The organism is Streptomyces rubiginosohelvolus, assembly GCF_014649875.1.
Classification (GTDB): Bacteria; Actinomycetota; Actinomycetes; order Streptomycetales; family Streptomycetaceae; genus Streptomyces; species Streptomyces rubiginosohelvolus.
This window is the reverse complement of the sequence record NZ_BMTW01000012.1, coordinates 120,819-145,417: the sequence shown is the minus strand read 5'-3', so window position 1 is coordinate 145,417 and position 24,599 is coordinate 120,819. Positions and strand designations below refer to the sequence as shown.

Annotated in this window: 19 protein-coding genes; 12 read left to right on the top strand and 7 right to left on the bottom strand. The window is 72.2% G+C overall.

Translation table 11 applies throughout. The annotated features are described in order from the left end of the window. The first annotated feature begins 38 nt into the window (after nt 1-38). Nucleotides 39-1,523 carry a peptidoglycan D,D-transpeptidase FtsI family protein gene (locus tag IE134_RS24610; RefSeq protein ID WP_030710744.1) on the top strand — a complete coding sequence of 495 codons (1,485 nt, stop codon included), beginning with the start codon at nt 39-41 and terminating at the stop codon, nt 1,521-1,523. 195 nt (nt 1,524-1,718) lie between these two features. Here the strand turns inward: IE134_RS24610 and IE134_RS24605 are convergent, their stop codons facing one another. After that, the gene (locus IE134_RS24605; RefSeq protein WP_097943705.1) at nt 1,719-2,864 is read right to left on the bottom strand and encodes an Lrp/AsnC family transcriptional regulator; all 1,146 of its coding nucleotides are present in this window, start codon (nt 2,862-2,864) and stop codon (nt 1,719-1,721) included. Between the two features lie 59 nt (nt 2,865-2,923). Here IE134_RS24605 and IE134_RS24600 point away from each other — a divergent pair, with 59 nt between their 5' ends. Both IE134_RS24600 and IE134_RS24595 read left to right on the top strand, forming a co-directional pair. After that, nucleotides 2,924-4,204 carry a M20 metallopeptidase family protein gene (locus tag IE134_RS24600; protein ID WP_189431744.1) on the top strand — a complete coding sequence of 427 codons (1,281 nt, stop codon included), beginning with the start codon at nt 2,924-2,926 and terminating at the stop codon, nt 4,202-4,204. Beyond that, nucleotides 4,201-5,655, top strand: a complete 1,455-nt coding sequence (locus IE134_RS24595; protein ID WP_030710738.1) for an MFS transporter — start codon at nt 4,201-4,203, stop codon at nt 5,653-5,655. Before IE134_RS24600 ends, IE134_RS24595 begins: the two co-directional genes overlap by 4 nt. A 242-nt stretch (nt 5,656-5,897) precedes the next feature. Here IE134_RS24595 and IE134_RS24590 read toward each other — a convergent pair whose 3' ends face one another. Then, the gene (locus IE134_RS24590; RefSeq protein ID WP_030710736.1) at nt 5,898-6,623 is read right to left on the bottom strand and encodes an HAD family hydrolase; all 726 of its coding nucleotides are present in this window, start codon (nt 6,621-6,623) and stop codon (nt 5,898-5,900) included. A 150-nt stretch (nt 6,624-6,773) separates the two neighbouring features. On the opposite strand from IE134_RS24590, the gene IE134_RS24585 reads away from it, so the two are divergent. The 4 genes from IE134_RS24585 to IE134_RS24570 all read left to right on the top strand — a co-directional run bounded on the left by IE134_RS24585 (nt 6,774) and on the right by IE134_RS24570 (nt 15,025). Continuing rightward, the gene (locus IE134_RS24585) at nt 6,774-9,368 is read left to right on the top strand and encodes a bifunctional FO biosynthesis protein CofGH (RefSeq protein WP_189431743.1); all 2,595 of its coding nucleotides are present in this window, start codon (nt 6,774-6,776) and stop codon (nt 9,366-9,368) included. Between the two features lie 72 nt (nt 9,369-9,440). After that, nucleotides 9,441-9,815, top strand: coding sequence for a CU044_2847 family protein (locus IE134_RS24580; protein WP_032768190.1), 375 nt, complete (start codon nt 9,441-9,443; stop codon nt 9,813-9,815). 47 nt (nt 9,816-9,862) lie between these two features. After that, nucleotides 9,863-14,281 carry a S1 family peptidase gene (locus IE134_RS24575; RefSeq protein ID WP_189431741.1) on the top strand — a complete coding sequence of 1,473 codons (4,419 nt, stop codon included), beginning with the start codon at nt 9,863-9,865 and terminating at the stop codon, nt 14,279-14,281. 51 nt (nt 14,282-14,332) lie between these two features. Further along, on the top strand, nt 14,333-15,025 hold the full coding sequence (locus tag IE134_RS24570) for a class I SAM-dependent methyltransferase (RefSeq protein ID WP_030710727.1): 693 nt from the start codon (nt 14,333-14,335) through the stop codon (nt 15,023-15,025). Nucleotides 15,026-15,035: 10 nt separating this feature from the next. Here IE134_RS24570 and IE134_RS24565 read toward each other — a convergent pair whose 3' ends face one another. From IE134_RS24565 to IE134_RS34470, 3 genes are all read right to left on the bottom strand, one after another. Continuing rightward, nucleotides 15,036-16,085 (bottom strand): aldo/keto reductase, encoded by a 1,050-nt coding sequence (locus IE134_RS24565; protein WP_030710725.1) that lies wholly within the window; start codon nt 16,083-16,085, stop codon nt 15,036-15,038. A 120-nt stretch (nt 16,086-16,205) separates the two neighbouring features. After that, nucleotides 16,206-16,754 carry a hypothetical protein gene (locus IE134_RS24560; RefSeq protein WP_050513628.1) on the bottom strand — a complete coding sequence of 183 codons (549 nt, stop codon included), beginning with the start codon at nt 16,752-16,754 and terminating at the stop codon, nt 16,206-16,208. Beyond that, the gene (locus tag IE134_RS34470; protein WP_257135977.1) at nt 16,751-16,882 is read right to left on the bottom strand and encodes a hypothetical protein; all 132 of its coding nucleotides are present in this window, start codon (nt 16,880-16,882) and stop codon (nt 16,751-16,753) included. Before IE134_RS34470 ends, IE134_RS24560 begins: the two co-directional genes overlap by 4 nt. A gap of 179 nt (nt 16,883-17,061) precedes the next feature. Between IE134_RS34470 and IE134_RS24550 the strand changes: the two genes are divergently transcribed. Further along, nucleotides 17,062-17,913, top strand: a complete 852-nt coding sequence (locus tag IE134_RS24550) for an NPP1 family protein (RefSeq protein ID WP_030710718.1) — start codon at nt 17,062-17,064, stop codon at nt 17,911-17,913. A 14-nt stretch (nt 17,914-17,927) separates the two neighbouring features. Here the strand turns inward: IE134_RS24550 and IE134_RS24545 are convergent, their stop codons facing one another. Continuing rightward, nucleotides 17,928-18,857, bottom strand: a complete 930-nt coding sequence (locus IE134_RS24545; protein WP_030710717.1) for a TetR/AcrR family transcriptional regulator — start codon at nt 18,855-18,857, stop codon at nt 17,928-17,930. A gap of 73 nt (nt 18,858-18,930) precedes the next feature. Here IE134_RS24545 and IE134_RS24540 point away from each other — a divergent pair, with 73 nt between their 5' ends. Further along, nucleotides 18,931-19,347 (top strand): hypothetical protein, encoded by a 417-nt coding sequence (locus tag IE134_RS24540; protein WP_030710716.1) that lies wholly within the window; start codon nt 18,931-18,933, stop codon nt 19,345-19,347. On the opposite strand, the gene IE134_RS24535 is transcribed toward IE134_RS24540, so the two are convergent. Next, nucleotides 19,334-19,924, bottom strand: a complete 591-nt coding sequence (locus IE134_RS24535; RefSeq protein ID WP_229823726.1) for a hypothetical protein — start codon at nt 19,922-19,924, stop codon at nt 19,334-19,336. The two genes, IE134_RS24540 and IE134_RS24535, sit on opposite strands and share 14 nt — an antisense overlap. A gap of 220 nt (nt 19,925-20,144) precedes the next feature. Between IE134_RS24535 and IE134_RS24530 the strand changes: the two genes are divergently transcribed. From IE134_RS24530 to IE134_RS24520, 3 genes are all read left to right on the top strand, one after another. Further along, nucleotides 20,145-22,544 (top strand): tetratricopeptide repeat protein, encoded by a 2,400-nt coding sequence (locus IE134_RS24530; RefSeq protein ID WP_189431738.1) that lies wholly within the window; start codon nt 20,145-20,147, stop codon nt 22,542-22,544. A gap of 10 nt (nt 22,545-22,554) precedes the next feature. Next, complete coding sequence (locus IE134_RS24525) at nt 22,555-23,295, top strand: AAA family ATPase (protein ID WP_189431736.1); 741 nt, start codon at nt 22,555-22,557, stop codon at nt 23,293-23,295. Between the two features lie 166 nt (nt 23,296-23,461). Then, a complete protein-coding gene (locus tag IE134_RS24520) occupies nt 23,462-24,580 on the top strand; it encodes an ADP-ribosylglycohydrolase family protein (RefSeq protein WP_030710706.1) in 1,119 nt (372 codons plus the stop codon). Nucleotides 24,581-24,599 lie beyond the last annotated feature (19 nt).

The following is a 24,599-nucleotide window of genomic DNA, read 5'->3' as shown; positions in this document are numbered from 1 at the left end:
CATACGCGGGCCACAGGCCCGCCCGGGTGGGGAGTGGAATGAACAGGCCGTTGCGGCACATAGCCATCTTCTGCGGGCTGCTGGTGCTGGCCCTGCTGCTGCGGGCGAACTGGCTCCAGCACGTCGACCGCCAGGAGCTGGCCCAGAACGAGCACAACGCCCGGGTGCGGTTCGAGCGGTTCTCCACCCCGCGCGGCGACATCATCGTCGGCGGCAAGGCGATCACCGGCTCGAAGGAGACCGACAGCCGGGACTACGCGTTCCGCCGGACCAACAAGGACGGGGCGATGTACGCGCCCGTCACGGGGTACGCCTCCCAGTCCCGGGGCACCTCGCTGCTGGAGCGGACCTACGACAGCGTCCTCAGCGGCCAGGACGACCGCTTCGCCTTCCGGCACGCCAAGGACGTCCTGACCGGCCAGCCCCGGCGCGGCGGCGACGTGATCACCACGATCGACGCCAAGGCGCAGAAGGCGGGCTACAAGGGGCTGACCGACCTGGGCGCCCGGGGCGCGGTCGTCGCCCTGGACCCGAGCACCGGCAAGGTGCTGGCCCTGGTCTCGACCCCCTCGTACGACCCCGAGGTCTTCGCCGGCATCTCGTTCAAGGAGAGCGACCGCTTCACCGCGCTGGAGAAGAAGAAGGACAAGCCGCTGGCCAACCGCCCGCTGCGCGAGACCTACCCGCCCGGCTCCACCTTCAAGATCCTCACCGCCGCGGCGGCGCTGGAGCACGGCGTGGTCACCGATGTGGACGCGAAGACGGACGCGGTCTCGCCGTACCCCCTGCCGCTCTCCACCAACAAGATCGGCAGCGAGGCGGGTGACGCGGTGTGCAGCAAGGCGTCGATGAAGACCGCCATGCAGTACTCCTGCAACAACGTCTTCCTCGACGCGGCCGCCGAACTGGGCGAGGACCGGATGCGGGAGACGGCGGAGAAGTTCGGCTTCAACGAGGACGTGTACGCGGAGGAGTTCGGCGACATGCTCGCCACGAAGAGCCTCTACCCGCCGAAGCTCGACAAGCCCGGCACGGCCCTCACCGGCATGGGCCAGGGCAGCCTGACCAGCACCCCGATGCAGATGGCGATGGTCACGGCGGCCCTCGCCAACGACGGCAAGCTGATGCAGCCCTACATCGTCGACGAGCTGCGCGGCCCGGACCTCTCCACGCTGGAGAAGAACGAGCCGACGGAGATGAGCCAGGCCGTCTCGCCGGAGACGGCGAAGAAGGTCCAGGAGATGATGGAGCACACCGCGAAGGAGGGCAGCGCCCAGCGCGCCCTGATCGACGGTGTGACGGTCGGCGGCAAGACGGGCACCGCCCAGCGCGGCGTGAACGTCCAGGACGAGGTCCCGTACGGCTGGTTCGTCAGCTACGGCAAGAAGGACGACGGCCGCTCGGTCGCGGTCGCCGTGTTCATCGACCCGACGGACATGGACATCTCCCGCTCGGACATCTCGGGCGGCCGCCTGGGCGCCCCGATCGCGAAGAGCGTGATGCAGGCGGTGCTGGGGGACTAGGGGGCTTCTCCGCCCGGGGCGCCCACCCCAGCCCGTCCGGCGTTTGAGGACGGAACCGTGCAGGTGGACCTGGGTGACATGACGGGGTGCCGTGCTCCAGGGCCCTGTGAGTTCCGCGCCCTCCGAGGCGAGGGTTCCGTCCTCAAACGCCGGACGGGCTGGAAGAGGCCCCGGACGGGCTGGAAGGGGTCACGCCTACGGTTCCGGGCTGAAAGGGCGGCGCCGCCCCGACCGCAGCCGCTCCAGCAGGTCCCCCTCCGCCCGCTCCGCCACCGGGTCCTCCCAGAACCGCACCGGTACGCCCCGCAGATGGCGGCCCTTCGGGTCCAGGATCTGGCCCGCCAGCTTCAGCGGCCACAGGGTCACCGCCCGGTCGGCGATGGCGAGTTCGGGGAACCGGGCGCCGAGCCGGGCCTCGAACGTGGCGATGTCCTCCGCCGAGCGCAGCCAGACCGTGAGCAGCAGGTTGTACGGGCCGGACAGCGAGGCGCACAGCCGCATCTCGCGCAGGCCGATCAGCTGCGAGGCGATCCGGGCGGTCTCCCCGGGCGGGGCGATCCCCCACATCGTGACCGAGACCGGCCAGCCGGACAGGTAGCGGGCGACCTCGCAGCGGTAGACGAGGGCGTCCTCACGGTGCATCCGCTCCAGCCGCCGCCGGACCGTGCTCGCGCTCACCCCCGTACGTTCCGCGAGGCGCGCGGCCGGCTGGCGGCAGTCCTCGGCGAGCAGCATGCACAGCCGGGTGTCCAGTTCGTCCGGTGACGGCAGACCGCGCCGGGGCGCCGGGTGCGGACGGCCCCGGGTCAGCTCGGACCGGCCGTCCGGGTCCAGCCGGTCGAGCCGCCACCGGCTGCCCTCCGCGTGCACGGCGGTCGCGATCTGGGAGCGGGTGGCGGCGACCCCGGGCAGGGTGTCGAGCCGGAAGCCGACGTACCGGGCGAGGGCGGCCTGGTCGGGGAAGGCCGCCGTGAGGATCAGGTCCCGGGAGCCGGTGACATGGTCGACGGTGATCAGGTGCGGGTCGTCCGCGATCTCGACCGCCACGTCGTGCAGGGCGCCCGCCGCACAGTCCACCTCGATGAACGCGACGATCGGCACGGCGGGCCCCACCGCCACCGTGTAGCAGCTCAGCCACGCGTGCCCGGCCTCGGTGAGCCGGTTCCAGCGCCGGGCGGCGGTCGAGGCGTCGACCCCGAGGACCTTCCCGATCTGCTGCCATTCGGCCCGGGGCGAGGTCTGGAGCGCGGTGATGAGGAGGTAGTCCAGCTCATCGAGCACGGGCTCCGGGCCACCGGCAGCGGCGGCCTCGGTGGCGGATTCCTGCGCCGCGTGTGCCATCCGTGCACCTTCCCTGCGGACGATCATGAGGTGAGGGGGGTGCTCCGCACCATACGCCCATGTCCTTGCTGCACGACGCCCACGCCCTCGCCCCCGCCCTCACCGCCCTGCGCCACGCCCTGCACCGCGAGCCGGAACTCGGCCTCGACCTCCCCCGTACGCAGGCCAAGGTCCTCGCCGCCCTGGAGGGCCTGGGCCTGGAGATCACCCTCGGTACGGCTCTCAGCTCCGTCACCGCCGTGCTGCGCGGCGGGCACCCCGGCCCCGCCGTCCTGCTGCGCGGCGACATGGACGCGCTGCCCGTCCAGGAGGAGACCGGGCTCCCTTACGCCTCCGTCCTCGACGGCCGTATGCACGCCTGCGGCCACGACCTCCACACCACCGGCCTCGTCGGCGCCGCCCGGCTGCTGGCGGCCCGGCGCGAGGAGCTGGCCGGGGACGTGGTGTTCATGTTCCAGCCCGGCGAGGAGGGCCAGGGCGGCGCGAAGATCATGATCGACGAGGGGGTCCTCGACGCGGCGGGGGAGCGGGTCGTCGCCGCGTACGCCCTGCACGTCGTCTCCACCGGGGCCCCGACCGGCTTTGCCGCCACCCGGCCAGGACCGATGCTCGCCGCGTCCGACGCGGTCCATGTCACCGTGCACGGCCGGGGCGGACACGGCTCGTCCCCGCACTCCGCGACCGACCCGGTGCCCGCGCTGTGCGCCATGGTCACCGCGCTCCAGACCCTGGTCACCCGCGAGATCGACATCTTCGACCCGGCCGTCGTCACCGTCGGCCGGCTCCACGCGGGCACCGCCGCCAACGTCATCCCCGCCACCGCGCACTTCGACGCGACGGTCCGCACCTTCTCCGACACCGCCCACGCCACCGTCCGCGCCGCCTTCGAACGGACCGTGCACGGGGTGGCCGCCGCCCACGGCGTACGCGCGGAGATCGACTACGTCGAGCAGTACCCGCCGACCGTCAACCACCCCGACGAGGCCGCCTTCGCCCTGGCCACCGCCCGCGACATCCTCGGCGCCGACCACGCCTTCGAGGCCCCGAAGCCGATGGCCGGCTCCGAGGACTTCTCCTTCGTGCTGCGCGAGGTGCCCGGCGCGTTCGTCGGGCTCGGCGCCTGCCCGCCCGGCACGGACCCGGCCACCGCGCCGATGAACCACGCGCCGCAGGCGGTGTACGACGACGGCGCGCTGCCCCACGCGGCGGCCCTGCTCGCGGGCCTGGCCCTGCGCCGCCTGGCCGCCGCTGCCCTGTCGCCCGCCCTGCCGGAAGCCTCCCCGGCCCCTGCTCTCCCTCTCCCCTCTCCGCCGACCGACGAGGAGCCCGTCCGCCCATGACCGCCACCGCCCCCGGCCGGGCCGCCGCCCCGCCGCCCGCCGCGCCCCGCTCCGTCACCGCCGTCGTCGGCCTGCTGATCTTCTTCGAGGTGATGAGCGGCTTCCTCCAGGTCGGCCTCGCCCCGCTGCTGCCGGACCTCGCCGACCATCTGGGCATCGGCTCCGCCGACCTCAACTGGGTGGTCTCCGTCCAGCTGCTGGCCGCCGCCGTGTGCGTCCCGCTGTTCGGCCGGCTCGGCGACCTGTACGGGCACCGCCGGATGCTCCGGATCGCGCTGGCGCTGATCGCGGCCGGCACGGTGGTGGTCGCCCTCGCCCCCGGTTACGAGGTCCTGCTCCTGGGCCGTCTGCTGCAGGGCCCGATCGCCGCCCTGCTGCCGCTGGAGATCGCCCTCGTACGGGACCGGCTCCCGGTCACCGACGCGCGCCGGGCGATCGCCCGGCTGGTCGGGGCGCTCACGCTCGGCGCGATGGCCGGGGGTGTGGTGATGGGGCTCGTCGACTCCGCGTTCGGGGATCTGCGCCTCACGCTCCTGGTCCCGGCGGTGCTCGCGGTGATCTGCGTGCCGGTCTCCTTCATCGCCGTACCGGAGTCCGAGGGCCGCACCGGCGGCCGGGTCGACTGGGCGGGCGTCACGCTGCTCAGCGCCGCGATGCTCTCCCTGCTCGGCGGGATCGGCGGCGCGGAGGGCGGCTCCTGGCTCACGGCGCGGGTGCTGGGCCCGGTCCTGCTCGGGGCGGTGCTCCTGGCGGTGTGGGTGGTGGTGGAACTGCGCAGCGCGGAACCACTGGTGGACGTACGGGCGCTCGCCGACCGCCGCACGGCCCCGTTCTACGCGGCCGCGTTCCTGTTCGGCGTCTTCTTCTTCGGCAGCCAGGCGCCCAACTCCACGTTCTACGCGGCGGATCCGGAGGTGACGGGGTACGGGTTCGGGCTCAGCGCCCTGGCGATCTCCCTCGTCCTGCTGCCCGCGTCGGTCGGCAGCGTCATCGGCTCCCTGGGCACGGCCGCCGTCGCCCGCCGGATCGGCTACCGCCCCACGCTGATGGGCGCGTTCGGCCTGGTGGCGCTGAGCTTCCTCCAATTCGCGGTGCTGCACGGCTCGGTGGGGCAGATGGCGGTGGGCTCGGCCTTCCTGGGCCTCGGCATCGGGCTGGCGCTCGGGGCCATGCCGACGGTGATCGTGGAGGCCACGGAGCCCGCGCGCACGGGGATCGCCGCCGCGCTCTACAACAACGTGAAGACCCTGGGCGGCGCGGTGGCGGGCGGCGTCTTCGCCTCGGTCCTGGGCGCGTTCGCCGGCTCCTCCACGGGGGAGCCGAGCGAGGGCGGATACGTGGCGGTGTGGGTGGTGGGGTCGGTGTGCGCGGGGGTGGCGGTCCTGATGACGCTGTTCGCGCGCCGCGAGGAGAACCTCTTCCAGGGCGACCACTCCAGCCCGTCCGGCTGACCCGCACCCGCCTGTCCGGGAGGGCCTCTTCCAGCCCGTCCGGCGTTTGAGGACGGAACCCTGGCTCCCGGCGGCGACCCCAGCCCGTCCGGCGTTTGAGGACGGAACCCTTGCCTCGGAGGGCGTGAAACTCGCAGGGCCCTGGGGCACGGCACCCCGTCATGTCATCCCAGGGCCACCTGGACGGTTCCGTCCTCAAACGCCGGACGGGCTGGTGGTGCCCCCCGGGCCGGCGGGTGCGGTCAGCGCACCGACCTCAACGCGCCCCGGCGCACCACCTTCGGCTGCTCGTCCGCCGACGCGTCCGGAGCCGCCGTCCCGCCCGGGTCCGGCGACCCCACCAGCGCCACCAGCTCCGTCAACGCGTCGATACGGAAGTCCGCCGTCTCCACCACGTCCGGGTGGTCCGCCCACCAGTGCCCGTAAGGCCCCCGCCGCAGATGCGCCGTCCGCATCCCCGCCGCGGCGGCCGGGAACAGATCGTCGGCCGGGTGGTCGCCCACGTACAGCGTCGCCTCCGGGGCCGCGCCCGACGCCTCGGCCACCCGCGCGAAGAACTCCGGGTCGGGCTTCCGTACGCCCCACTCGTCCGAGGTGACCACCAGATCGGCGGGCAGGTCCAGCGCCCGCAGCAGCTCCCCGGCCCGGACCGTGCCGTCCCCCGCCACCACGACCCGCACGCCCGCGGCCCGCAGTTCGCCCAGCGCGGGCCGGACGTCCTGGTAGAGGTCCGACTCGTCGAGGTGCTCGCCGCGACCGGCGGCGGCCCGCGCACGGTAGGCCTCCTCGACGTCCATGTCGGGCCGCAGGATCCGCAGCGCGTCCGTGGCCACGCGGCCCTGGGCGACGGCCGCGCCCACCAGCGCACCGAGGGTGTGCGGTGGTACGCCGAGCCAGTCGGCCCAGGACGCCCAGTGCCGGTCGTCGCGTACGAGGGTTTCGCCGATGTCGAGGACGATCGTTTCCATCACCGTTCCGACACTAGGCGCGAGGACGCCGCCGACGGGGTCTCATCCGGGTGAGTCGGCCCGCACGAGTGACCAGGAGCACCCCACGGCCTGCACATACAGGTCCCGGGCCCTGGTCCGGTGCGCGCGCCTCGCTCGTATGCTCGGTTCATGACCGATCCCGATCCCGATCCTCAGAGCGGACGTCCCACCTCCAACGCCATGCGGCGCGCGCTCAAACGTGCCCGCGACGGTGTCGCCCTCGATGTGACCGAGGCCGCCGTCCTGCTCCAGGCGCGCGGCGACGACCTGAAGGATCTGGCCGCGTCCGCCGCCCGTGTCCGGAACGCGGGCCTGGAAGCGGCGGGCCGGCCGGGTGTGATCACGTACTCCCGCAAGGTTTTCATCCCGCTCACCCGTCTCTGCCGTGACCGGTGCCACTACTGCACCTTCGTCACCGTCCCCGGAAAGCTGCGCCGCGCGGGCCACGGGATGTTCCTGTCCCCGGACGAGGTGCTGAAGATCGCCCGCGAGGGCGCGGCGATGGGCTGCAAGGAAGCGCTGTTCACGCTCGGCGACCGCCCCGAGGACCGGTGGCCGGAGGCGCGGGAGTGGCTGGAGGCGGAGGGGTACGACGACACCCTCGCGTACGTACGCGCCATGGCGATCCGGGTCCTGGAGGAGACGGGCCTGCTGCCCCACCTCAACCCGGGCGTCATGACCTGGACCGATCTTCAGCGGCTGAAGCCGGTGGCCCCCTCGATGGGGATGATGCTGGAGACGACGGCGACCCGCCTGTGGTCCGAGCCGGGCGGCCCGCACCACGGCTCCCCGGACAAGGAACCGGCGGTACGGCTGCGGGTGCTGGAGGACGCGGGGCGCTCCAACGTGCCCTTCACCACCGGCATCCTGATCGGAATCGGCGAGTCGTACGAGGAGCGCGCCGACTCCCTCTTCGAGCTGCGGAAGACGGCCCGCGCCTACCACGGCATCCAGGAAGTCATCGTGCAGAACTTCCGCGCCAAGCCGGACACGGCGATGCGCGGGATGCCCGACGCGGAGCTGGAGGAGCTGGCCGCCGCCATCGCGGTGGCCCGGCACATCCTCGGCCCGTCCGCCCGGATCCAGGCCCCGCCGAACCTGGTGGACGCCGAGTACGCGCTCCTCATCGGCGCGGGCATCGACGACTGGGGCGGGGTCTCCCCCCTCACCCCCGACCACGTCAACCCGGAACGCCCCTGGCCGCACATCGACGAACTGGCCGCGCGCACCGCCGAGTCGGGCTTCACCCTCCGCGAACGCCTCACCATCTACCCCGAGTTCATCCAGCGCGGGGAGCCCTGGCTCGACCCCCGGCTCCTCCCGCACGTCCGCGCCCTGGCCGACCCGGAGACGGGCCTCGCCCGCGAGGGTGCGATTCCTGCCGGACTGCCCTGGCAGGAGCCCGACGAGGGGTTCACCTCCTCGGGCCGTACCGATCTGCACGCCACCATCGACACCGAGGGCCGCACGGGCGACCGCCGTAACGACTTCGACGAGGTGTACGGGGACTGGGAGGCGCTCCGCGAGGCGGCGGCCCCCGGCATGGTCCCGTCCCGCATCGACGCCGACGTACGCCAGGCCCTGAGCCAGGCCGACGACGACCCGACGAAGCTCACCGACGACCAGGCCCTCGCCCTGCTCCACGCGGACGGCCCGGCGCTGGACGAGCTGTGCCGGATCGCGGACACCCTGCGCCGGGACGTGGTCGGCGACGACGTCACGTACATCGTCACGCGGAACATCAACTTCACCAACGTCTGCTACACCGGCTGCCGCTTCTGCGCCTTCGCCCAGCGCCGCACCGACGCCGACGCGTACACCCTCTCCCTGGACCAGGTCGCGGACCGGGCGGCGCAGGCGTGGGACGTCGGCGCGGTCGAGGTCTGCATGCAGGGCGGCATCCACCCGGACCTGCCCGGCACGGCGTACTTCGACATCGCGCGGGCGGTGAAGGAACGCGTCCCCGGCATGCACGTGCACGCGTTCTCCCCCATGGAGGTCGTCAACGGCGCGACCCGCACCGGGATGTCGATCCGCGACTGGCTGACCGCCGCCAAGGAGGCCGGGCTCGACTCGATCCCCGGGACGGCGGCGGAGATCCTGGACGACGAGGTCCGCTGGGTCCTCACCAAGGGCAAACTGCCCACGGCCACCTGGCTGGAGGTCATCAAGACAGCGCACGAGGTGGGTCTGCGGTCGTCCTCGACGATGATGTACGGGCATGTCGACCAGCCCCGCCACTGGCTCGGCCACTTCCGTACGCTGGCCCGACTCCAGCAGGAGACAGGCGGGTTGACGGAGTTCGTGACGCTCCCCTTCATCCACACCAACGCCCCGGTCTACCTGGCCGGCATCGCCCGCCCGGGCCCGACGGACCGCGACAACCGGGCGGTGACGGCGATGGCGCGGCTCCTCCTCCACCCGCACATCACCAACATCCAGACGAGCTGGGTGAAGCTCGGTACGGAGGGGGCGGCGGAGATGCTCCGCTCGGGCGCGAACGACCTGGGCGGCACGCTGATGGAGGAGACCATCTCGCGTATGGCGGGGTCGAGTTACGGCTCGTACCGCTCCATCCAGGACCTGAAGGCCATCGCCGACCTGGCGGGCCGCCCGTCCCGTCCCCGTACGACGCTCTACGGCGAGGTTCCCGCCGAACGCGTTGCGGCGGCCACGGCGTCGGACGGTCATCTGCCGGACCTGCTGCCGGTGCTGCCGAGCTGAGGACGGTAACGCCCGCGGCCGTGCGGTTGGTTGGCTTCGTTATGATCGCTCCTCCCGACGCTGGAGGTCGAGTTGAGCGATAGCCCTGTCCGCACGGTCGAGGTGCCGTTGGGAGACGGCAGCGACGAGACGATCCGTGTGCAGATCCGTGAGGTGGACGAATCCCTGGTGCGGGTCGGCCGCGGCGACCGCTCCGTAGCCCGTGCGGGGCGGTCTTTCGGGCAGATGCTGGACACGGTGCGGCCGGTCGCGGAGAGCTTCGTCGGCAGGTTCCGGGGGATGGCGAACGCCCCGGACGAGGTCACGCTGGAGTTCGGCGTGTCGCTGTCGGCCGAGGCGGACGTGGTCATCGCCAGTACCGCGACGGCGGCCAACTTCTCGGTGAGCCTGACGTGGCACAAAAGCGATGCCGCTGATGCGAACGAGCCTGCGCAGGACGTACGTTGACCTGACCGGCTGACGGAGGTCACCGGGGTCACGGGGGTCACGGGGTCATGGTGTCGGGGGAAGAGGCGCTGAGCGCCGACGAGGCGTTGAACGCGGCGGTCGTCCGGGTCGGGGGAGTGACCGGGGCGATCGTCGGAGGCGGCTTCCTCGTCACCGCGGACCGGGTGCTGACCTGTGCGCATGTCGTGTCCGACGCCCTGGGGAGGGCGCGCGACCTCCCGGTCACCGCCGGGGAGGAGGTGCTGGTCGACTTCCCGCTCGTCGACGGGGCCGCCGAACGGCACGTCGTGGCCGAGGTCGAGCAGTGGATACCGGAGGCGCCCAAGCAGTGCGGAGACGTGGCGGTGCTGCGGTTGCGCGAGACGGTTCCCGGCACGCGCCCGCTGCCGCTGGCCGCCTCCGGCGCGTTGTCGCACCGCCCGGTGCGGGTCGTGGGGTTCCCGGACGACGAACTGGGTGTGGTCTGGCACCGGGGGGAGCTGAGCGGGAAGTCGGCGGGGGACTGGATCCAGCTCTCGCGCGCCGACAGCCGGACGGCTCACATCACGGCGGGCTACAGCGGAAGCCCGGTCTGGGACGAGCGGCGCGGTGCGGCGGTGGGCATCGTCGTCGCGTCCCAGCGCAAACGGGACGACGCGCAGCAGTCCTTCGCGATCAGCGTCAAGGCCGCGCTGGCCAAGCTGCCCGATCTCGATCGTGAGCTGGCCGGGGATCCGTTCCGGGGCATCGACACCTTCCAGGAATGCCACGAGGAGATCTTCTTCGGGCGCGACCGCGACATCGGGGACGTGGTCGCCGAACTGCAGCTGCACGGGGCCGTCACGCTCTTCGGACCGTCCGGCTGCGGAAAGTCCTCGCTGGCGCTGGCCGGAGTGGTTCCCCGGATGCGGCGCGGGGGCGGCGAGGACGAGGGCGAGGGCGAGGGCGAGCCGGGCTACGACGCGGTCGTGGTGAACGCCGGCGCCGGTGGCTCCTTGCTCTCCCGACTGGCCGTCGACCTCTACGAAGCCGTGCGCACCGGACAGTACGGGGACCGGCGCGCGGAGAGCGTCGACCAGGTGGAGAAGTGGCTGGCGGGCAAGGGCCTGGTGAAGACGCTGGACATTCTGCGGGGCGCTGCGGACGGCAGGTGTCTCGTCGTCCTCGACCAGGCCGAGGCGCTCCTGCAACTCGGGGACGAGGAGTTCGACGCGGGCGCCGGACTGCTCTTTCCGCCAGACGGCCCGACGGCCGGATTCCCCCTGCTCATCACGCTTCGGTCCGACTTCATGGACGCGGCGCTCCGGCATCCTCGCCTCGGCGCCCTGGTGGGCGGCACCCAGCTGATGCCCCTGATGCCGATGTCGGAGAACCAGCTTCGGGACGTGATCACCAAACCGGTGGAGAAGGCTCCGGCGGTGGCATACGAACCGGGCCTGGCCGACCGCATCCTGGCCGACGCGTGCCGGGAGCCGGAGAACCTGCCGCTCCTCGGGTTCCTGCTGAAACGTCTCTGGGACGAGCGGTTCGCCGGCCGGCTGCGCCTGTCGACGTACACGGCGCTGCACGGGGTCGAGGGGGCGCTGCAGGAGCACTGCGAGAAGGCCTGGAAGCGGTACGGCGAGAGCGAGCCGGTGGCCGCCGCCCGGCTGCTCAGGGGCCTGGTCCGGGTGCTGCCCGGGAGTGGGACGCCGCTGCGCCGCAGGCTCACGCGCGACGTGTCGGGCGAAGCTGCATGGGAGCTCGCCAGGTTGTTCGCCGCCGAGCGGCTGCTCGTGCTGCGCGGCGGCCAGGGAGAGCCGGAGACCGCCGAGCTGGCCCACGAGAAGCTGATAGAGGTGTGGCCCGCGCTGAAGGATCAGGTGCGGGAGGACGAACGGTTCCTGACGGGCCGCGCGGAGCTGAACCATGACCTCGACCGTTGGACGCAGCAGGAGAGGCCGACCGCGCTGCTACCCGGAGATGTGCAACTTGCCTATATCGAGGCTTGGTTGCGAGAGCGAGAGTACGAACTCGATGAACCGGAGCGCGACTTTCTGGCGCGAGCGCGACAAAACAGGCGCCTCCGTCGGGCCCGCGCTCGTGCGGCCTGGACCGCGGCGGCCGTGGTGTTCGCGCTGATCGTCGGTCTCGGCACGTTCCTCGTCTACCAGGAGCGCGTCAGTACGCAGCGCGAGGAGGACGGCCGGTCGCGGCTGCTGGCCACGTACTCCGCCGAGGCCGCCAAGCAGGACCCGGCGCAGGCCGCCCTGATCGCCCTGGGCGCGTACGCGATCTCGCCCACGGCCGAGGCCCGCAACGCCGTGCTCCGCCGGTACGACCAGGTCAAGAACGCCGCGTGGATCCTGAGCGGGACCGAGGGAAGCATCCGGGACGTGGCGATGAGCGTCGACGGCTCGGTGACGCTCGCGACGACGGAGAACGGTCGCGCCACCCTTTTCGTACGCCAGGCCGGAGGACGCATTCAGCGCCTCCAGCTCGACTTCGACGAGATGGCCTTCCATCCGCTGGTCAGCCGGGACGGCCGGCGGATCGCCCATGTGTCGGCGTCGGGCGCGTTGGTCTGGTACGAGGTCGACGTCACCGCCGCCGCGCCGCAGGACCTGCTCGGTCCGCCGCAGCCCCTGCGGGGTGCGGAGTTCGAGGAGATATCCGACTCCATGAGCTGGGCGAGGGAGGAGGACAGGCCCATGGCTCTGTCGCCGGACGCCGGGCACCTGGCCACGATGGTGGACGGCCGGCTGACGCTGTGGGACCTGACGACGGGACGCCGTCAGGACGTGCCGGGCCGCCTGCCTGTGATGAGCAGGTCCGTGTGGTTCGGACCCGACGAGAACACCCTGGTGGTCGGCCGCCGCGGCACGGGCGTCGGCGAGCTCGTGATGGACGCGGTGGACGTCCGTACGGGAAAGGTCCGTGAGCTGGCCGACGACGTCGACGACAGTTCGTCGGAGGGCCCGACCACGGCGCTGTCCGGTGACGGCGGCGTGCTGGTCTTCTGTCGTCGGGTGGAGAAGGGCGACGACAAGGTCGCCGTCTACCGTGCCCTGCGCGTGAAGGACGGACGACCACTGAAGAGCTACACCCACGACACCGGCTACAACAGCGATTGCGGAAGCATCGCCGTCGACGAGAAGGGTGACCGCTTCACGGCCAACCACCATGAGATGTGGATAACCGTTGGCACGCGACGCGGCAGCAGCGTGACCCAGGCCCAGGCGCCCTCGCCCGACCTGGTCATCGGCCGTCTCCTCGGAGACGCGCAGCACACGGTCCTTCCCATGGTCGCCTACGGTGACAACCATGTGACGGCCCAGCCGCTGGCCCGGCGCGACGTCGATGGTTCCGGCATCGTCCTCGGTTCGCCGCGCCTGGTCGACGGCGGAAAGTCCCTGCTGGCCCACCTCGTGGACTACGACAAGCGCGACAAGGGCGAGACGCTGGCGCTCGTCGACGCGGCGTCCGGCCGGATCACCACCGAGGTGAAATGGGCCGACCGGGCCGCGCAGAACGACCAGGGGCTGGAACGCAACCTGCAGGTGAACGACACAGGGACGCTCGTGGCGGACGTGGTCGACCGCGACCGGATCCAGATCCGGGAGATACCGTCGCTGCGCCAGGTGGCTGAGATCACCACGCACGAACCCCCGGTCGACCGGAGCGGAGGCCCGGAAGCGCTCACGTTCACCTTCCTCCAGGACGGCGACGAACTCGTGACCCTCTCCGGCAGCCGGGTCGAGCACTGGGACGCCAGGACCGGCCGCCGCCTGTCTCCCGCCATCGACGCCCGCGCACTGGGCCTGACGAAGAAGAACCCGCCTCGCTTCGGCGAGGGCCGTCCGGCGGCCGTCGACTCGGGTTTCGCCGTGAACAGTCACGTCGAGAAGGGCTATGTGCAGATCATGGCCGCCCGCGAACCGGTCCTGCACTCCGTTCATCTGCGTACCGGCAAGGAGAACAAGGATCTGCGCGTCAGTCTGGGCCCGAACATCGAGCGGGCGAGGCGGGACGGCAGTGGTCGCTATGCCGCCGCCAAGTCGCCCGGCGGCATGCTGGAGTTGTGGTCAACGGCGAAAGGCGAACAGCCCACCCGACTCGTCGGCCCCATCGGCCCGCTGGGCTCCGACGAACACTTCACGGGCGACGGATACGTCTTCAGCTTCACCGGAACCGACGGCGAGTTCTTCGTCGCGAACGGCAGCTCGGTGCGCTTCCAGCAGCTCTCGGACTCCGAAGCCCTCCAGACGTACGACTTCGCGGCGCACCAGTACTTCCTGGCCGCGTCCCCGGACGGCAGAACCCTGCTCCGTACGCTCTCCGGAGGCTCTTTCGGCGGAGGCAACGGAGAGCGCGGCCGCCTGGACCTGATCCACCTCGACCCCGCACTCTGGAAGCGCCACCTGTGCACCGTCGTCGGCCGCGACCTCACGGCGGACGAACGCGGCGGCCTGCCGTCGGGCCTTCCGGAGGGGATCTGCCCGGCCTGAACGGAAACGGTCACCGCCACCCCCCCGAGGCAGGCGTAACGTCGCGAGGTGATGAACTCCTTTCCCCTGGATGAGCACGCGGGCGCACACCTGGACGCGATCCGGCGGTCGTACGACACCGTCGCCGCCGACTACGCCCGCTTCGTGAAGGACCCCGGCGCGCTGGACCCGGTGTCGCGCGCCGTCTTGGCCGCCTTCGCGGAACTGGTCGCGTCGTCCGGCCTCGGGCCGACGGCGGACGTGGGCTGCGGACCGGGCAAGGTGACCGCCTACCTGACCGGACTCGGCGTCCACGCCTTCGGGGTCGACCTGTCGCCGAGGATGATCGAGCTGGCCCGCGCCGCCCACCCGGAGCTGCGCTTCGAGGTCGGCCCGATGTCGGCGCTGGCGGCCGGCGACGGCGAACTCGGCGGCGTCCTGGCGTTCTACTCCACCCACCACCTGCCACCGGCTGAACTGCCGCAGGCATACGCGGAGTTCCACCGGGCCCTGGCGCCCGGCGGTCACCTCCTCCTCGTCACCCGGGTCGGCGAGGAGGAGCATCAGCGCCGGACGTACGGCTACGGCGACGGCGACCCCGCCCCCTTCGACAGCTACCGGCTTCCCGCGGACCGGATCGCCGAACTGCTGGAGCGGGCGGGCTTCGCGATCACGGCACAGACGCTGCAAGCGCCGGAGGAGGGCGCGAAGAGGCCGGTGGCGGGCTTCCTGGCCCGGAAGCCCGCCACCGGCACCGCGTCGTAGAGATGCCGGGCTAGGCTGCCGCGCGTTCGCCCACCGGCCGCCTGCGCAGGGCGACATCGGTCAGGGAGGGCGGGGTCCACACGCCGTCCGGCGGGTAGACGTCGGTGCCCGGCGCGACGATCGCGTCGATCCGGTCGAGCGTCTCGTCGTCCAGCGTGAGCGAGGCGCCCTTCAGCAGCCCCTCCAGCTGCTCCATCGTGCGCGGTCCGATGATCACCGAGGTGACCGCAGGATGGGCCGGCGGGAAGGCGACCGCCAGCTGGGGCAGGGTGGTCCCGATGCTGTCGGCCACGGCGACGAGTTGCTCGACGACCTCCAGCTTGGCTGCGGTCAGCGGGGCCTCCGGGGCGAACCGGTGCGGGTGCAGCGCCGCCCGCCCGCTGGTCAGGTCGATGGCGCCGCCCTTGCGGTACTTCCCGGTCAGGAATCCGGAGGCCAGCGGGGACCAGGTCAGCACCCCCATCCCGTACCGCCGGCAGGTCGGCAGGACGGCCCGCTCGATCCCCCGGGCGAGGATCGAGTACGGCGGCTGCTCGGTCCGGAACCGCCCGAGCCCGCGCCGCTCGGCGACGACGTGCGACTCCACGATCTCCTCGGCCGGGAACGTCGAGCAGCCGAAGGCGCGGATCTTCCCCGCCCGCACGAGGTCGGTCAGCGCGGAGAGGGTCTCCTCGATGTCCGTGGTGTGGTCGGGGCGGTGGACCTGGTAGAGATCGATCCAGTCGGTGCCGAGGCGGCGCAGGCTCTCCTCGACCTCCTTGACGATCCAACGCCGTGAGTTTCCTCCCCGGTTGGGCCCTTCGCCCATCGGGAAGTGCACCTTGGTGGCGAGGACGACGTCTTCGCGCCGCCCACTCAGCGCCTTGCCGACGATGGTCTCGGACTCACCGGCGGAGTACATGTCCGCCGTGTCGACGAAGTTGATGCCCGCGTCGAGCGCGGCGTGGATGACGCGTACGGATTCGGTGTGGTCGGGGTTGCCGACCGAGCCGAACATCATCGTGCCGAGACAGTACGCGCTGACCTCGATGCCGGTGCCGCCGAGTGTGCGGTAGAGCATGGTCGAGCTCCCTGGTCGGTGCGGGGTGGCTGGGATCGGTTCCGGATCCGGTTCCGGAATCGTGCGCGCACTGTAGGACTTCGAGTGGACTCGATGGCAAGCGCGCCGCCCGCCTCGGTCTTACGGGCGGCAGCCCTCCGCTTCCACTGCGACGGGAAGTTGGGAGCGGAGGAACTCTTCCAGTGCCCGACGACGCTCAGCGGTGTCCTGGGGTCGGTCGACGCCGTCGAGATCAAGCACATACTGCCGCTTCTCGCCCTGGTAGGTACATGCCCGCACCGCCATTGCCCCGTGGTCCGCGATGGTGGCGCCGTCACCGATGTCGGCTGGAGCGGGATCGCCCAGCCGTCGCATGCTTTGCTCCGTGGCCTTCAGCGGGTCGAAGTCGGGCTCCACGATGTCTCCCCGTAGGTAGAGGTGGAGCGTGCCGTCCACGTACACCTTGCAACGCGGCTGCCCCGCTTCGGTGAGGCTGTCGTCCACCTTCAGTTCTTCGCCCTCGGGAAGGAAAGGCGCGACGAGGGCGGGATCGACCTTCGTTCCGCAGAGCTCCGACACCTCGAACGTCTTCGGGCTGCTGCATCCCGGCAGGATCATCAGTGCTGCTCCGAGCAGCGCGGCTCCGCGCACCGATACCGTCGATCGCTTCCCCGGTGTTCCCGTCATCATCCGCCCGCCAGTCCCTTGGCTCGGTCGTTACCGTTGTAGGCGGCTCCGTTGATCTCGTCGGTGATGGTGTAACGGGTGTTGGAGTGACCCGGGTTCGCCTTGGCCCACTCTTCGGCGAGTGCCTGCAATTGACGCTCCCGTCCCTCGAAGACCTTCTGGTTGTCGCGTGCCTGGATGTTGTCGATCCTGTCCTGTTCCTGTGTCTGCCACTCGTAGGCGGTCTTCCGTTTCTTTCTGTCATGACCCGGGCAATTCTTGCGGGAGTCATCTGTCGTGACGTGCTGCTGAGTCAGGAGCGATATAAGTCATGCGAACCTCGTCGATGTCGGATTTCCCCCGCAAGGTCCGTAGGAAGATGCCCCCGGCTGACTCAGTTCCCGTACGCAACCGAAAAGTCGGCCGCACCGCCACCGTCCTCGCCGCCGCAGGCATCCTCGTGCTGGGCACCGCCTCCGCCGCCCACGCCGACCCGCCCGGCAGCCTCCCTCGGAACGCGGGCGGTTACGAGCAGGCCTTCTCGCCCGCCTACGACTATGACGGCGACGGCTGCTACGCCACTCCCGCCATCGGCCCGGACGGCACGCTCGCTCCGGGGCTCAAGACTTCCGGGGCGGTCAACGGCAGTTGCCGGGACCAGTGGGACCTGGACAACTCCCAGACGTACGCCCGCTCGAAGTGCAACAACGGTTGGTGCGGCATCGTCTACGCGAGCTACTTCGAGAAGGACCAGGCCGTCCACGGGAGTGGACTCGGCGGGCACCGGCATGACTTCGAGCACGTGATCTCCTGGGTCAACCAGGCTTCCAACCAGGTGGATTACGTCTCGACCACCCAGCACAGCACCGTCAAGACCTACCCGCGCTCACAAGTGCGGTTCGACGGTTCGCACCCCAAGGCCGTCTATCACAAGGACGGTCCGAGCACGCACTTCTTCCGCCTCGCCAACGGCAACGACGAGCCGCCGGAGAACCACTACGGCACCTGGCGCTACCCGCCGATCGTCGACTGGAACGGCTTCCCCAGCGCGGAGTTGCGCGACAAGCTCATGAACGCCGACTTCGGGTCCGCGACCATCAAGGTCACCGACAAGGACGACCGCTTCCGCAACCTCCTCAACAACTCCAAGCCCGCCGGGATCCCCTTCGACCCCTGGGCCTGAGGGTCGCCGAGACGTCAGAAGAATTCCTCGATCAGGTAGTCCAGGTGCTCGACGTCTGCCACTTGTACGGATTCGCGCGGCAGGCGGCGCAGGGCGGCGATGTCCTCTGCCTCCACGAAGCCCGTCACCGAGAGCTCGCCCAGCGCGTTCAACTCGCTTTCCAGGCAGGTCTCGTCCTGCTCCAGGACGGCGGCCGAGGCGAGGAGAGAAGCCAGTGTCCGGACCTCCCTCCGGTCGAAGGACCGCACCCAGTCGCAGATCGTCTCGCACGCTCGCTCCCGGGCCTTCGCCGATTCCGACGTGAGGTTCCGGGTGAGGGCGAGCAGGTGTTCGTCGCCGACGGAGCGGGGCGCGGCTGCCGAGGTGGTCGCCTCCGCCTGCCGGTACGGACGCTGGTCCCCGTCCTGGTGGAGCAGGCCGCGGAGCAGCGTGTCGAGGTAGCGGCCGAACGGCGGCTCCTCCGGGGCGTTGCCCGCGGCGGCCAGCCACCGGACGACGCCGAGCCCGAAGACGGTCCAGTTCTCCTCGGCCTGCTGTGCGTCGGCGCCGCCCGCGCGGAACGCGGCGATCGCTCTGCCGCGCAGCCGCCCGAAGGACTCGGGGTGATGGCGGTGCGGGTGGGCCACATGCGCGGCGTACCCGGGCACCGCCAGGAACTCGTCGTGCATCGCCCACGCCAGCCGCGTCAGCCAGTCGAGCCAGCTCCCGGCATCGGGTTCGTCCTCGGGGAGCACCCGCTCGACCATGACCTCACTGACGAGGTCCAGCACGCCGTCGCGATCGGGCACCCACCGGTACAGCGACGAGTGCGAGACCCCGAGCCTCGTCGCGAGCTCACGCATGGTGAGCGTCGCGACGTCCCCCTGCAGCGCGGCCTCGGCGATCCGCTCCCGGCTCAGCCGCGCCGGCCGTCCGGGCCGCCCGTTCCCTCCGGTGCTGTTCATCGGGGTCAGCGTACGCAGAGAAGGCGTGCGCCCATTAGTGACCAATGGTCGCTAATGCTGTTACGGTCACCCGATGGACGTACGGAGCGCAGTACAGGAGCCACGGGAGATCGACGCCTCGGGGCTGCCCATGGAGCACGCCCAGGCGGTGATCCTCGACGCGTTGCGCGCCCTCACGGAACGCGCCGAACCGTTCGCGGCGATCCTCCTGATGCCCGCGCCACCGGAAGGGCGCACCCCGCCGGCATCCGGCGACGTGCCCGCCGCCGCCGACCGCATCCGCACCCTCAAGCTGATCCGGCCCGGCCTCACGGCGCTCTGCCGCGGCCTCGCCTTCGTCGCGCCGGCGGACATCCCGGCGGAGCGCGCGGAAGCCATCCACAGCGGTGAGCGACTCTGGGGCTGCCCGACGACGGCCACGCAGGACGTGACGGCCGCCCGCGCCTGGGCCGAGGCCCGCATCAGGGCTTGCGGGATCAGCCCAGGGTGAGCTGGAAGTGGGCCGTCTCCCGGTAGCCGGGGTGCGGAGGGGTGACCTCCAGCGTGACCGGGGCACCCTTCCGCTCCGGCTTCAGACGGACCGGGACGGTGCGCTCCTCGCCCTCGGGGAGGGGCGGCGCTAGGGCGGAGGCGACCTCGTCCCAGTTCAGCCAGCTCACGTCGTCGCCGGGGGCGTAATCCTCGCCGGACTCGCCGGGCTCGACGTCGAGCGTGCCGGAGAACTCCTCATTGCTGAGGCGCAGTTCTTCGTCGGTGCCGTTCTCGAAGGTCACGGTGACACCGTAGGTGCCGTCGTCGTGTCGCTCGGGGCGGCTGACGGTGACCCACAGCCCGTCCTCGTAACGAGCCGTCGTACCGGGACCGAGCGGCTGGGACACGCTGCCCGAAAGGCCGGGCTGCTCCAACTGCCCGTCGCCGTCTAGGCCCTTCTCGAACTCCGTGATGGCATGCGCTCCCAGCGCGAACAGCGTGAAGAAGGCGATCAGGGCGATCACGCAGCCGTAGAACCCCCGCGAGCTCGCGACGGGTGAGGTGTCTGTTGCGGTGGCTGCTTCTTCCGTGTCCATGCTGGCCACGTTAGGCAGCGGCGGGTGCTCGATCATGAGTGCTGGTACTCATGAGCTGCTCATGCGTTCGTCGAACTCGCGGTAGCCGCTGGCCACCTTCACCACCGGCGTGGAACTGACGGTGGACGGCGGGGTGCGGCCAGGGTCCCGGCGTTGACGGTCCCGGGCCGGAAGGCGTACGGCTCCCCGTACGTCGCGGTCCGCTGACAGACTGACCCTCATGCCTCCGTCCAGCCCCCGCCGCCTCTCCCTCCAGCAGATCGTCGAAAGTCGTCGGCGTGCCGCCTTCGTCGGCAGGGAGGCCGAACTCGGCTTGTTCCGCGTCAACTTCACGCTGCCGCCCGAGGATCCCCGGCACCGGTTCGTCTTTCATGTGCGGGGCAACGCCGGGGTCGGCAAGACCTCGCTGCTACGGGAATGGCGCCAGGCCGCAGGGGAGTTCGGAGCGCTGACCGCCTCGGCCGACGAGAGCGCCGACTCCGTACCCGACGTACTCGCCGCCTTCGCCGAGCAGTTCGCCGAGCAGGGGCACCCGCTCAAGGCGCTCGACCGGCTGCTCGCCACCTACCGGCGCGCGCTCCGCGAGGCTGCCGGCCGGCTCGCGGCGGACAACGAGGGCGCGGGGCCTTCGGCCGGGGCGCTCGCGGCGGCGCAGGCCGGGCTGATCGCCGCCGGGGCGATACCGGTCGTCGGGGCGCTGGCCGGGGGCATCGACCCGGCGGTCGTGGCACGCGGCGCGGGCGGGCTGCGGGCGGTGTTCGGCGGGCGGGCCCGGCAGGTGGAGGAGGCCCGGCTGCTGGCGGAGCCGGTCCAAATCCTCACCCCGGTGTTCGTCGCCGAGCTCGACCGGGTCGCGGACGCCGTGCCCTGGGTCGCCCTGTTCCTGGACACCTACGAGCGCACCGCCCCTCAACTGGACCGGTGGCTGGCGGACCTGCTGACCCCCGGGCGGTACGGCGAACTGCCCGCCAACCTCGTCCTGACCCTGGCCGGCCAGCGCCGCCTCGACCCCGCGCACTGGGGCGACCGGGGCCGGCTGGTCGCCGACGTACCGCTGGGGCCCTTCACGGAGGCCGAATCGCGCCAACTCCTCCATGAACGCGGGGTGGTGTCGGAGCCCGTAGTACGGGAAGTGCTGCGGCTCTCCGGCGGGCTGCCGGTCCTGGTGTCGACGCTCGCCGCCAACCCCGGCGCGGCCGGTGAGGCCAACGCGACGGCCGTCGAACGCTTTCTGGCCGGGGAGAGCGACCCGGCCCGCCGGGCGGCCGCGCTCGCCTGCGCACTGCCCCGCCGGTTCGACGAGGACCTGGTCGCCGTCGCCGTACCGCCGGACGGGCCGCACGCCGTGCCGGGGCTCTACGACTGGCTGCTCGAACTGCCCTTCGTCGCCGAGCCGTACAGCGGGCGGTCCCGCTATCACGCCGTCGTCCGGGCCCCCATGCTCCGCCTCCAGCGCACGGGCTCTCCCCGGCGGTGGAAGGCGGCGCACGACCGGCTGGCCGAAGCCTTCGCCGCCCGCCGGGACGCGGCGGCCGAGGGCATCGACCCGGAACGCCTCTGGGCCGAGCAGCCCTGGCGCCGGGCGGCCCTCGACGTGCTCTACCACCGGCTGTGCGCCCGCCCCCGCATCGCGCTGCCCGAGGCCCTGCGCGCCGGGATCGAACTCTTCGCCCAGCGGCCGTCCCGCGCCCGGCACTGGGCCCGGACCCTGGTCGACGCGGGCGAGGACGCTGACAACGCCGTACTGCGGGAGTGGGGCCGGGACCTGCTCGCCGCCATAACCGATCACGGCCCCCGCCCCACCGCCGCCCTCGGGCTCCTGCTGACCCGGGCCGAGCTGACCGACACCGACCGGGCGGCCGCCCTCGTGGCGCGGGCCTGGGACCGGTTCCGGGCCGGGGAGCTGGACGCCGCGCTCTCCGACCACGGGCGGGCCATCGCCGTGGACCCGCGCAGCGAACGCGCCCACCAGGGCCGGGCGGTGATCCTGCGCTCGCTCGGCCGCTACGAGGAAGCCCTCGCCGACCTGGACCGGGCCGAGGAGATCGCCCCCGCCTGGGCCTGGGCGGTGCGGGAGCGGGGCGAGACGTACCGGCGGATGGGCCGCCTGGAGGAGGCCCTGACCGTCCTGGACCGGGCGCACGCGATGGACCCGTCCGACGCCGTGCCGCTGGGCAGCCGGGGCCTGGTCCGTCATGTGCTGGGCCGTCCCGAGGAGGCGCTCGACGACTTCGACCGGGCGATCGCCCTGTGGCCGGAGTACGCCTGGGCGCTGGTGCGGCGCTCCCGGGTCCGCACGGTCCTGGGCGACCCGGTGGGCGCCCTCGCCGACCTGGACCGGGCCGAGGAGCTGAACCCCGGGCTGCCCGGGACGGAGGGGGAGCGGGGCGAGGTGTACCGGGCGACGGGCCGGTACGAGGAGGCCGTCGCCTGCTACGACCGTGCCCTCGCCCTGGACCCCGACTACGCCTGGGCCCACGGCAGCAGGGCCGCCGCCCTGGAGGCCCTCGGCCGCATCCCGGAGGCCCGGGCGGACCTGGACCGGGCGCTGGAGCTGGACCCGGGGTACGCGTGGGCCCGGGAGCGGCGGGGGCGGCTGGGGGCCTGGACGGGGCAGTAGGTTCGCGGGTATGCGTGATGTGCGGGTGGTGCTGATCGGCGGGACCTCGAACACCGGCAAGTCGACCGTGGCCGAGGCGGTGGCGGAGCGGCTCGGGTTCGAGCAACGCTCCACGGACGGTCTGGCCCGGCACCCGGGACGGCCCTGGCGGACCCCGGAGCACGAGGTACCGCCGCATGTCGCCGAGCACTACGGGACGTTGACCACCGACGAGCTCATCGCCTCCGTCCTCGCCCACTACGAACGGCTCTGGCCGCGTGTCGAGGAGCTGATCACCGACCGTGCGCGGGGCGGGGCGCCGGGGCTGGTCCTGGAGGGCTCGGCGCTGTGGCCCGAGCGGGTCGCCCGGCTGACCGTGCCCTCTACGGCCGCTGTGTGGCTGACCGCGGACGACACGGTCGTACGCGACCGGGTGCGGGCCGCGGGGCGGTACGAGGAAGCGACGGAGGGGGAGCGGCTGCTCATCGACCGGTTCCTGGCCCGTACCGATCGCTACCAGGCGCTGATGGTGGACGCCGTCGACGCGCTCGGCCTGGACCGGATCGACACCGGCGGCGGACGTACGGTGGCGGAGCTTGCCGACGCCGTGCTCACCGCGGCGGCGGCTCAGGCACGACCGGGACGTGGAGATGGGACCTGGGCCGGCCCCTTCCTCACCGATGAGGAGACGTACGACCTGGGAGGCCCGGTCATGCGTGACGACGTGCGTCGGATCATGGGCAGGGGGCCCCGGGGCGGGGAGCAGCCTTAGGGGGCGTCCGCCCACCGCCCAAAAACGACCTCAAGGACGTCCGTCGACATACCCGTACGTACCCCGGTCGCCCTCTCTACCGCCCGTTCCCGTTCGATTACAGTGCTTGCGCGGTCGCCCGCAGAGGCCCGCGCATCCGAGCACGTGGTGACGGGAAGGCGGCGGGGTGAGCACAGGGACCACAGCTGCGGTCTGGGGCCGGGCCGAACAGCAGGACTTCCGCAGCCGGGTCCGCGGGGCCCTGCTCGGCGGGGCCGTCGGGGACGCGCTCGGGGCCGGGGTCAGCGGGCTCGTGCTGGAGGAGATCCGCGCCGCCCACGGGGTCGAAGGGGTCGCCGACTACGTCCCCGCGCACGGCAGACGCGGCGCGGTCACCGCCCTCACCCAGCTCACCCTGTTCACCGTCGACGGCCTGATCCGCGCCCAGGTCCGCCGCGACACCGGCGCCTGGCACCCGCCCACCGATGTGCACCGGGCCCATCTGCGCTGGGCCGCCACCCAGCACGACTGGGGGCCCGACGAACGGCGCGAGGACAACGGCTGGCTGGCCGCCGAGGAATGGCTCTACGCCCGCCGCGATCCCGCCCGGGAATGCCTGGCCGGCTTCGGCGACACCGTCATGGGCACCCTCGACCGCCCGAAGAACCCCGCCGCCCGGGACGCGGGCGCGCTCACCCGGTCCGCGCCCTTCGGGCTCCTCGTGGGCTGGGAGCCGGGGCTCGTGCTCCAGCTGGCCGTCGAGTGCGCGGCCCAGTCCCACGGCCACCCCGCCGCCCAGCTGTCCGCCGGAGCCTTCGCCGTCATGGTGCACGGTCTTGCGCGCGGCGAGAGCCTGGACGGCGCGGTGCAGAACACGCTGGCCCTCCTCGCCGAACGCCCCGGCCACGAGCCGGTGACCGAGGCCCTGCGCCGGGCCCTCGGCTCGGTACGGCAGGGCATCCCGGGCCCGGCCCTGATCGAGGCGCTGGGCGCGAGCGACGCCGCCGAGGAGGTCCTCGCGGTGGCCGTGTACTGCGCGCTGGTCAGCGAGGACATCCGGCACGGGCTGCGGCTCGCGGTGAACCACAGCGGCCCCTCCCGCGCCACCGGGTCGGTCTGCGGGGCGCTGCTGGGCGCCTTGCACGGGGAGACCGCGCTGCCGCCGGCCTGGCTCGCGGAGCTGGAGGGGCGGGCCACCCTCCTCGAACTGGCCGACGACTTCGCGATGGAGATGACCCAGGGCCCCGCCCTGCACAGCCCGGCCGCCGTCGCCCCCGGCTGGCTGGCCCGCTACCCGCGCGGCTGAGTCGCCAGAGCCGCTGAAG

Bases quoted from the DNA above. Each gene is read 5' to 3' on its own strand.
- IE134_RS24610 (WP_030710744.1), top strand. From the start codon at position 39: ATGAACAGGCCGTTGCGGCACATAGCCATCTTCTGCGGGCTGCTGGTG.
- IE134_RS24605 (WP_097943705.1), bottom strand. From the start codon at position 2,864: ATGGCACACGCGGCGCAGGAATCCGCCACCGAGGCCGCCGCTGCCGGT.
- IE134_RS24600 (WP_189431744.1), top strand. From the start codon at position 2,924: ATGTCCTTGCTGCACGACGCCCACGCCCTCGCCCCCGCCCTCACCGCC.
- IE134_RS24595 (WP_030710738.1), top strand. From the start codon at position 4,201: ATGACCGCCACCGCCCCCGGCCGGGCCGCCGCCCCGCCGCCCGCCGCG.
- IE134_RS24590 (WP_030710736.1), bottom strand. From the start codon at position 6,623: ATGGAAACGATCGTCCTCGACATCGGCGAAACCCTCGTACGCGACGAC.
- IE134_RS24585 (WP_189431743.1), top strand. From the start codon at position 6,774: ATGACCGATCCCGATCCCGATCCTCAGAGCGGACGTCCCACCTCCAAC.
- IE134_RS24575 (WP_189431741.1), top strand. From the start codon at position 9,863: ATGGTGTCGGGGGAAGAGGCGCTGAGCGCCGACGAGGCGTTGAACGCG.
- IE134_RS24570 (WP_030710727.1), top strand. From the start codon at position 14,333: ATGAACTCCTTTCCCCTGGATGAGCACGCGGGCGCACACCTGGACGCG.
- IE134_RS24565 (WP_030710725.1), bottom strand. From the start codon at position 16,085: ATGCTCTACCGCACACTCGGCGGCACCGGCATCGAGGTCAGCGCGTAC.
- IE134_RS24560 (WP_050513628.1), bottom strand. From the start codon at position 16,754: ATGATGACGGGAACACCGGGGAAGCGATCGACGGTATCGGTGCGCGGA.
- IE134_RS24550 (WP_030710718.1), top strand. From the start codon at position 17,062: ATGCGAACCTCGTCGATGTCGGATTTCCCCCGCAAGGTCCGTAGGAAG.
- IE134_RS24545 (WP_030710717.1), bottom strand. From the start codon at position 18,857: ATGAACAGCACCGGAGGGAACGGGCGGCCCGGACGGCCGGCGCGGCTG.
- IE134_RS24540 (WP_030710716.1), top strand. From the start codon at position 18,931: ATGGACGTACGGAGCGCAGTACAGGAGCCACGGGAGATCGACGCCTCG.
- IE134_RS24535 (WP_229823726.1), bottom strand. From the start codon at position 19,924: ATGGACACGGAAGAAGCAGCCACCGCAACAGACACCTCACCCGTCGCG.
- IE134_RS24530 (WP_189431738.1), top strand. From the start codon at position 20,145: ATGCCTCCGTCCAGCCCCCGCCGCCTCTCCCTCCAGCAGATCGTCGAA.
- IE134_RS24525 (WP_189431736.1), top strand. From the start codon at position 22,555: ATGCGTGATGTGCGGGTGGTGCTGATCGGCGGGACCTCGAACACCGGC.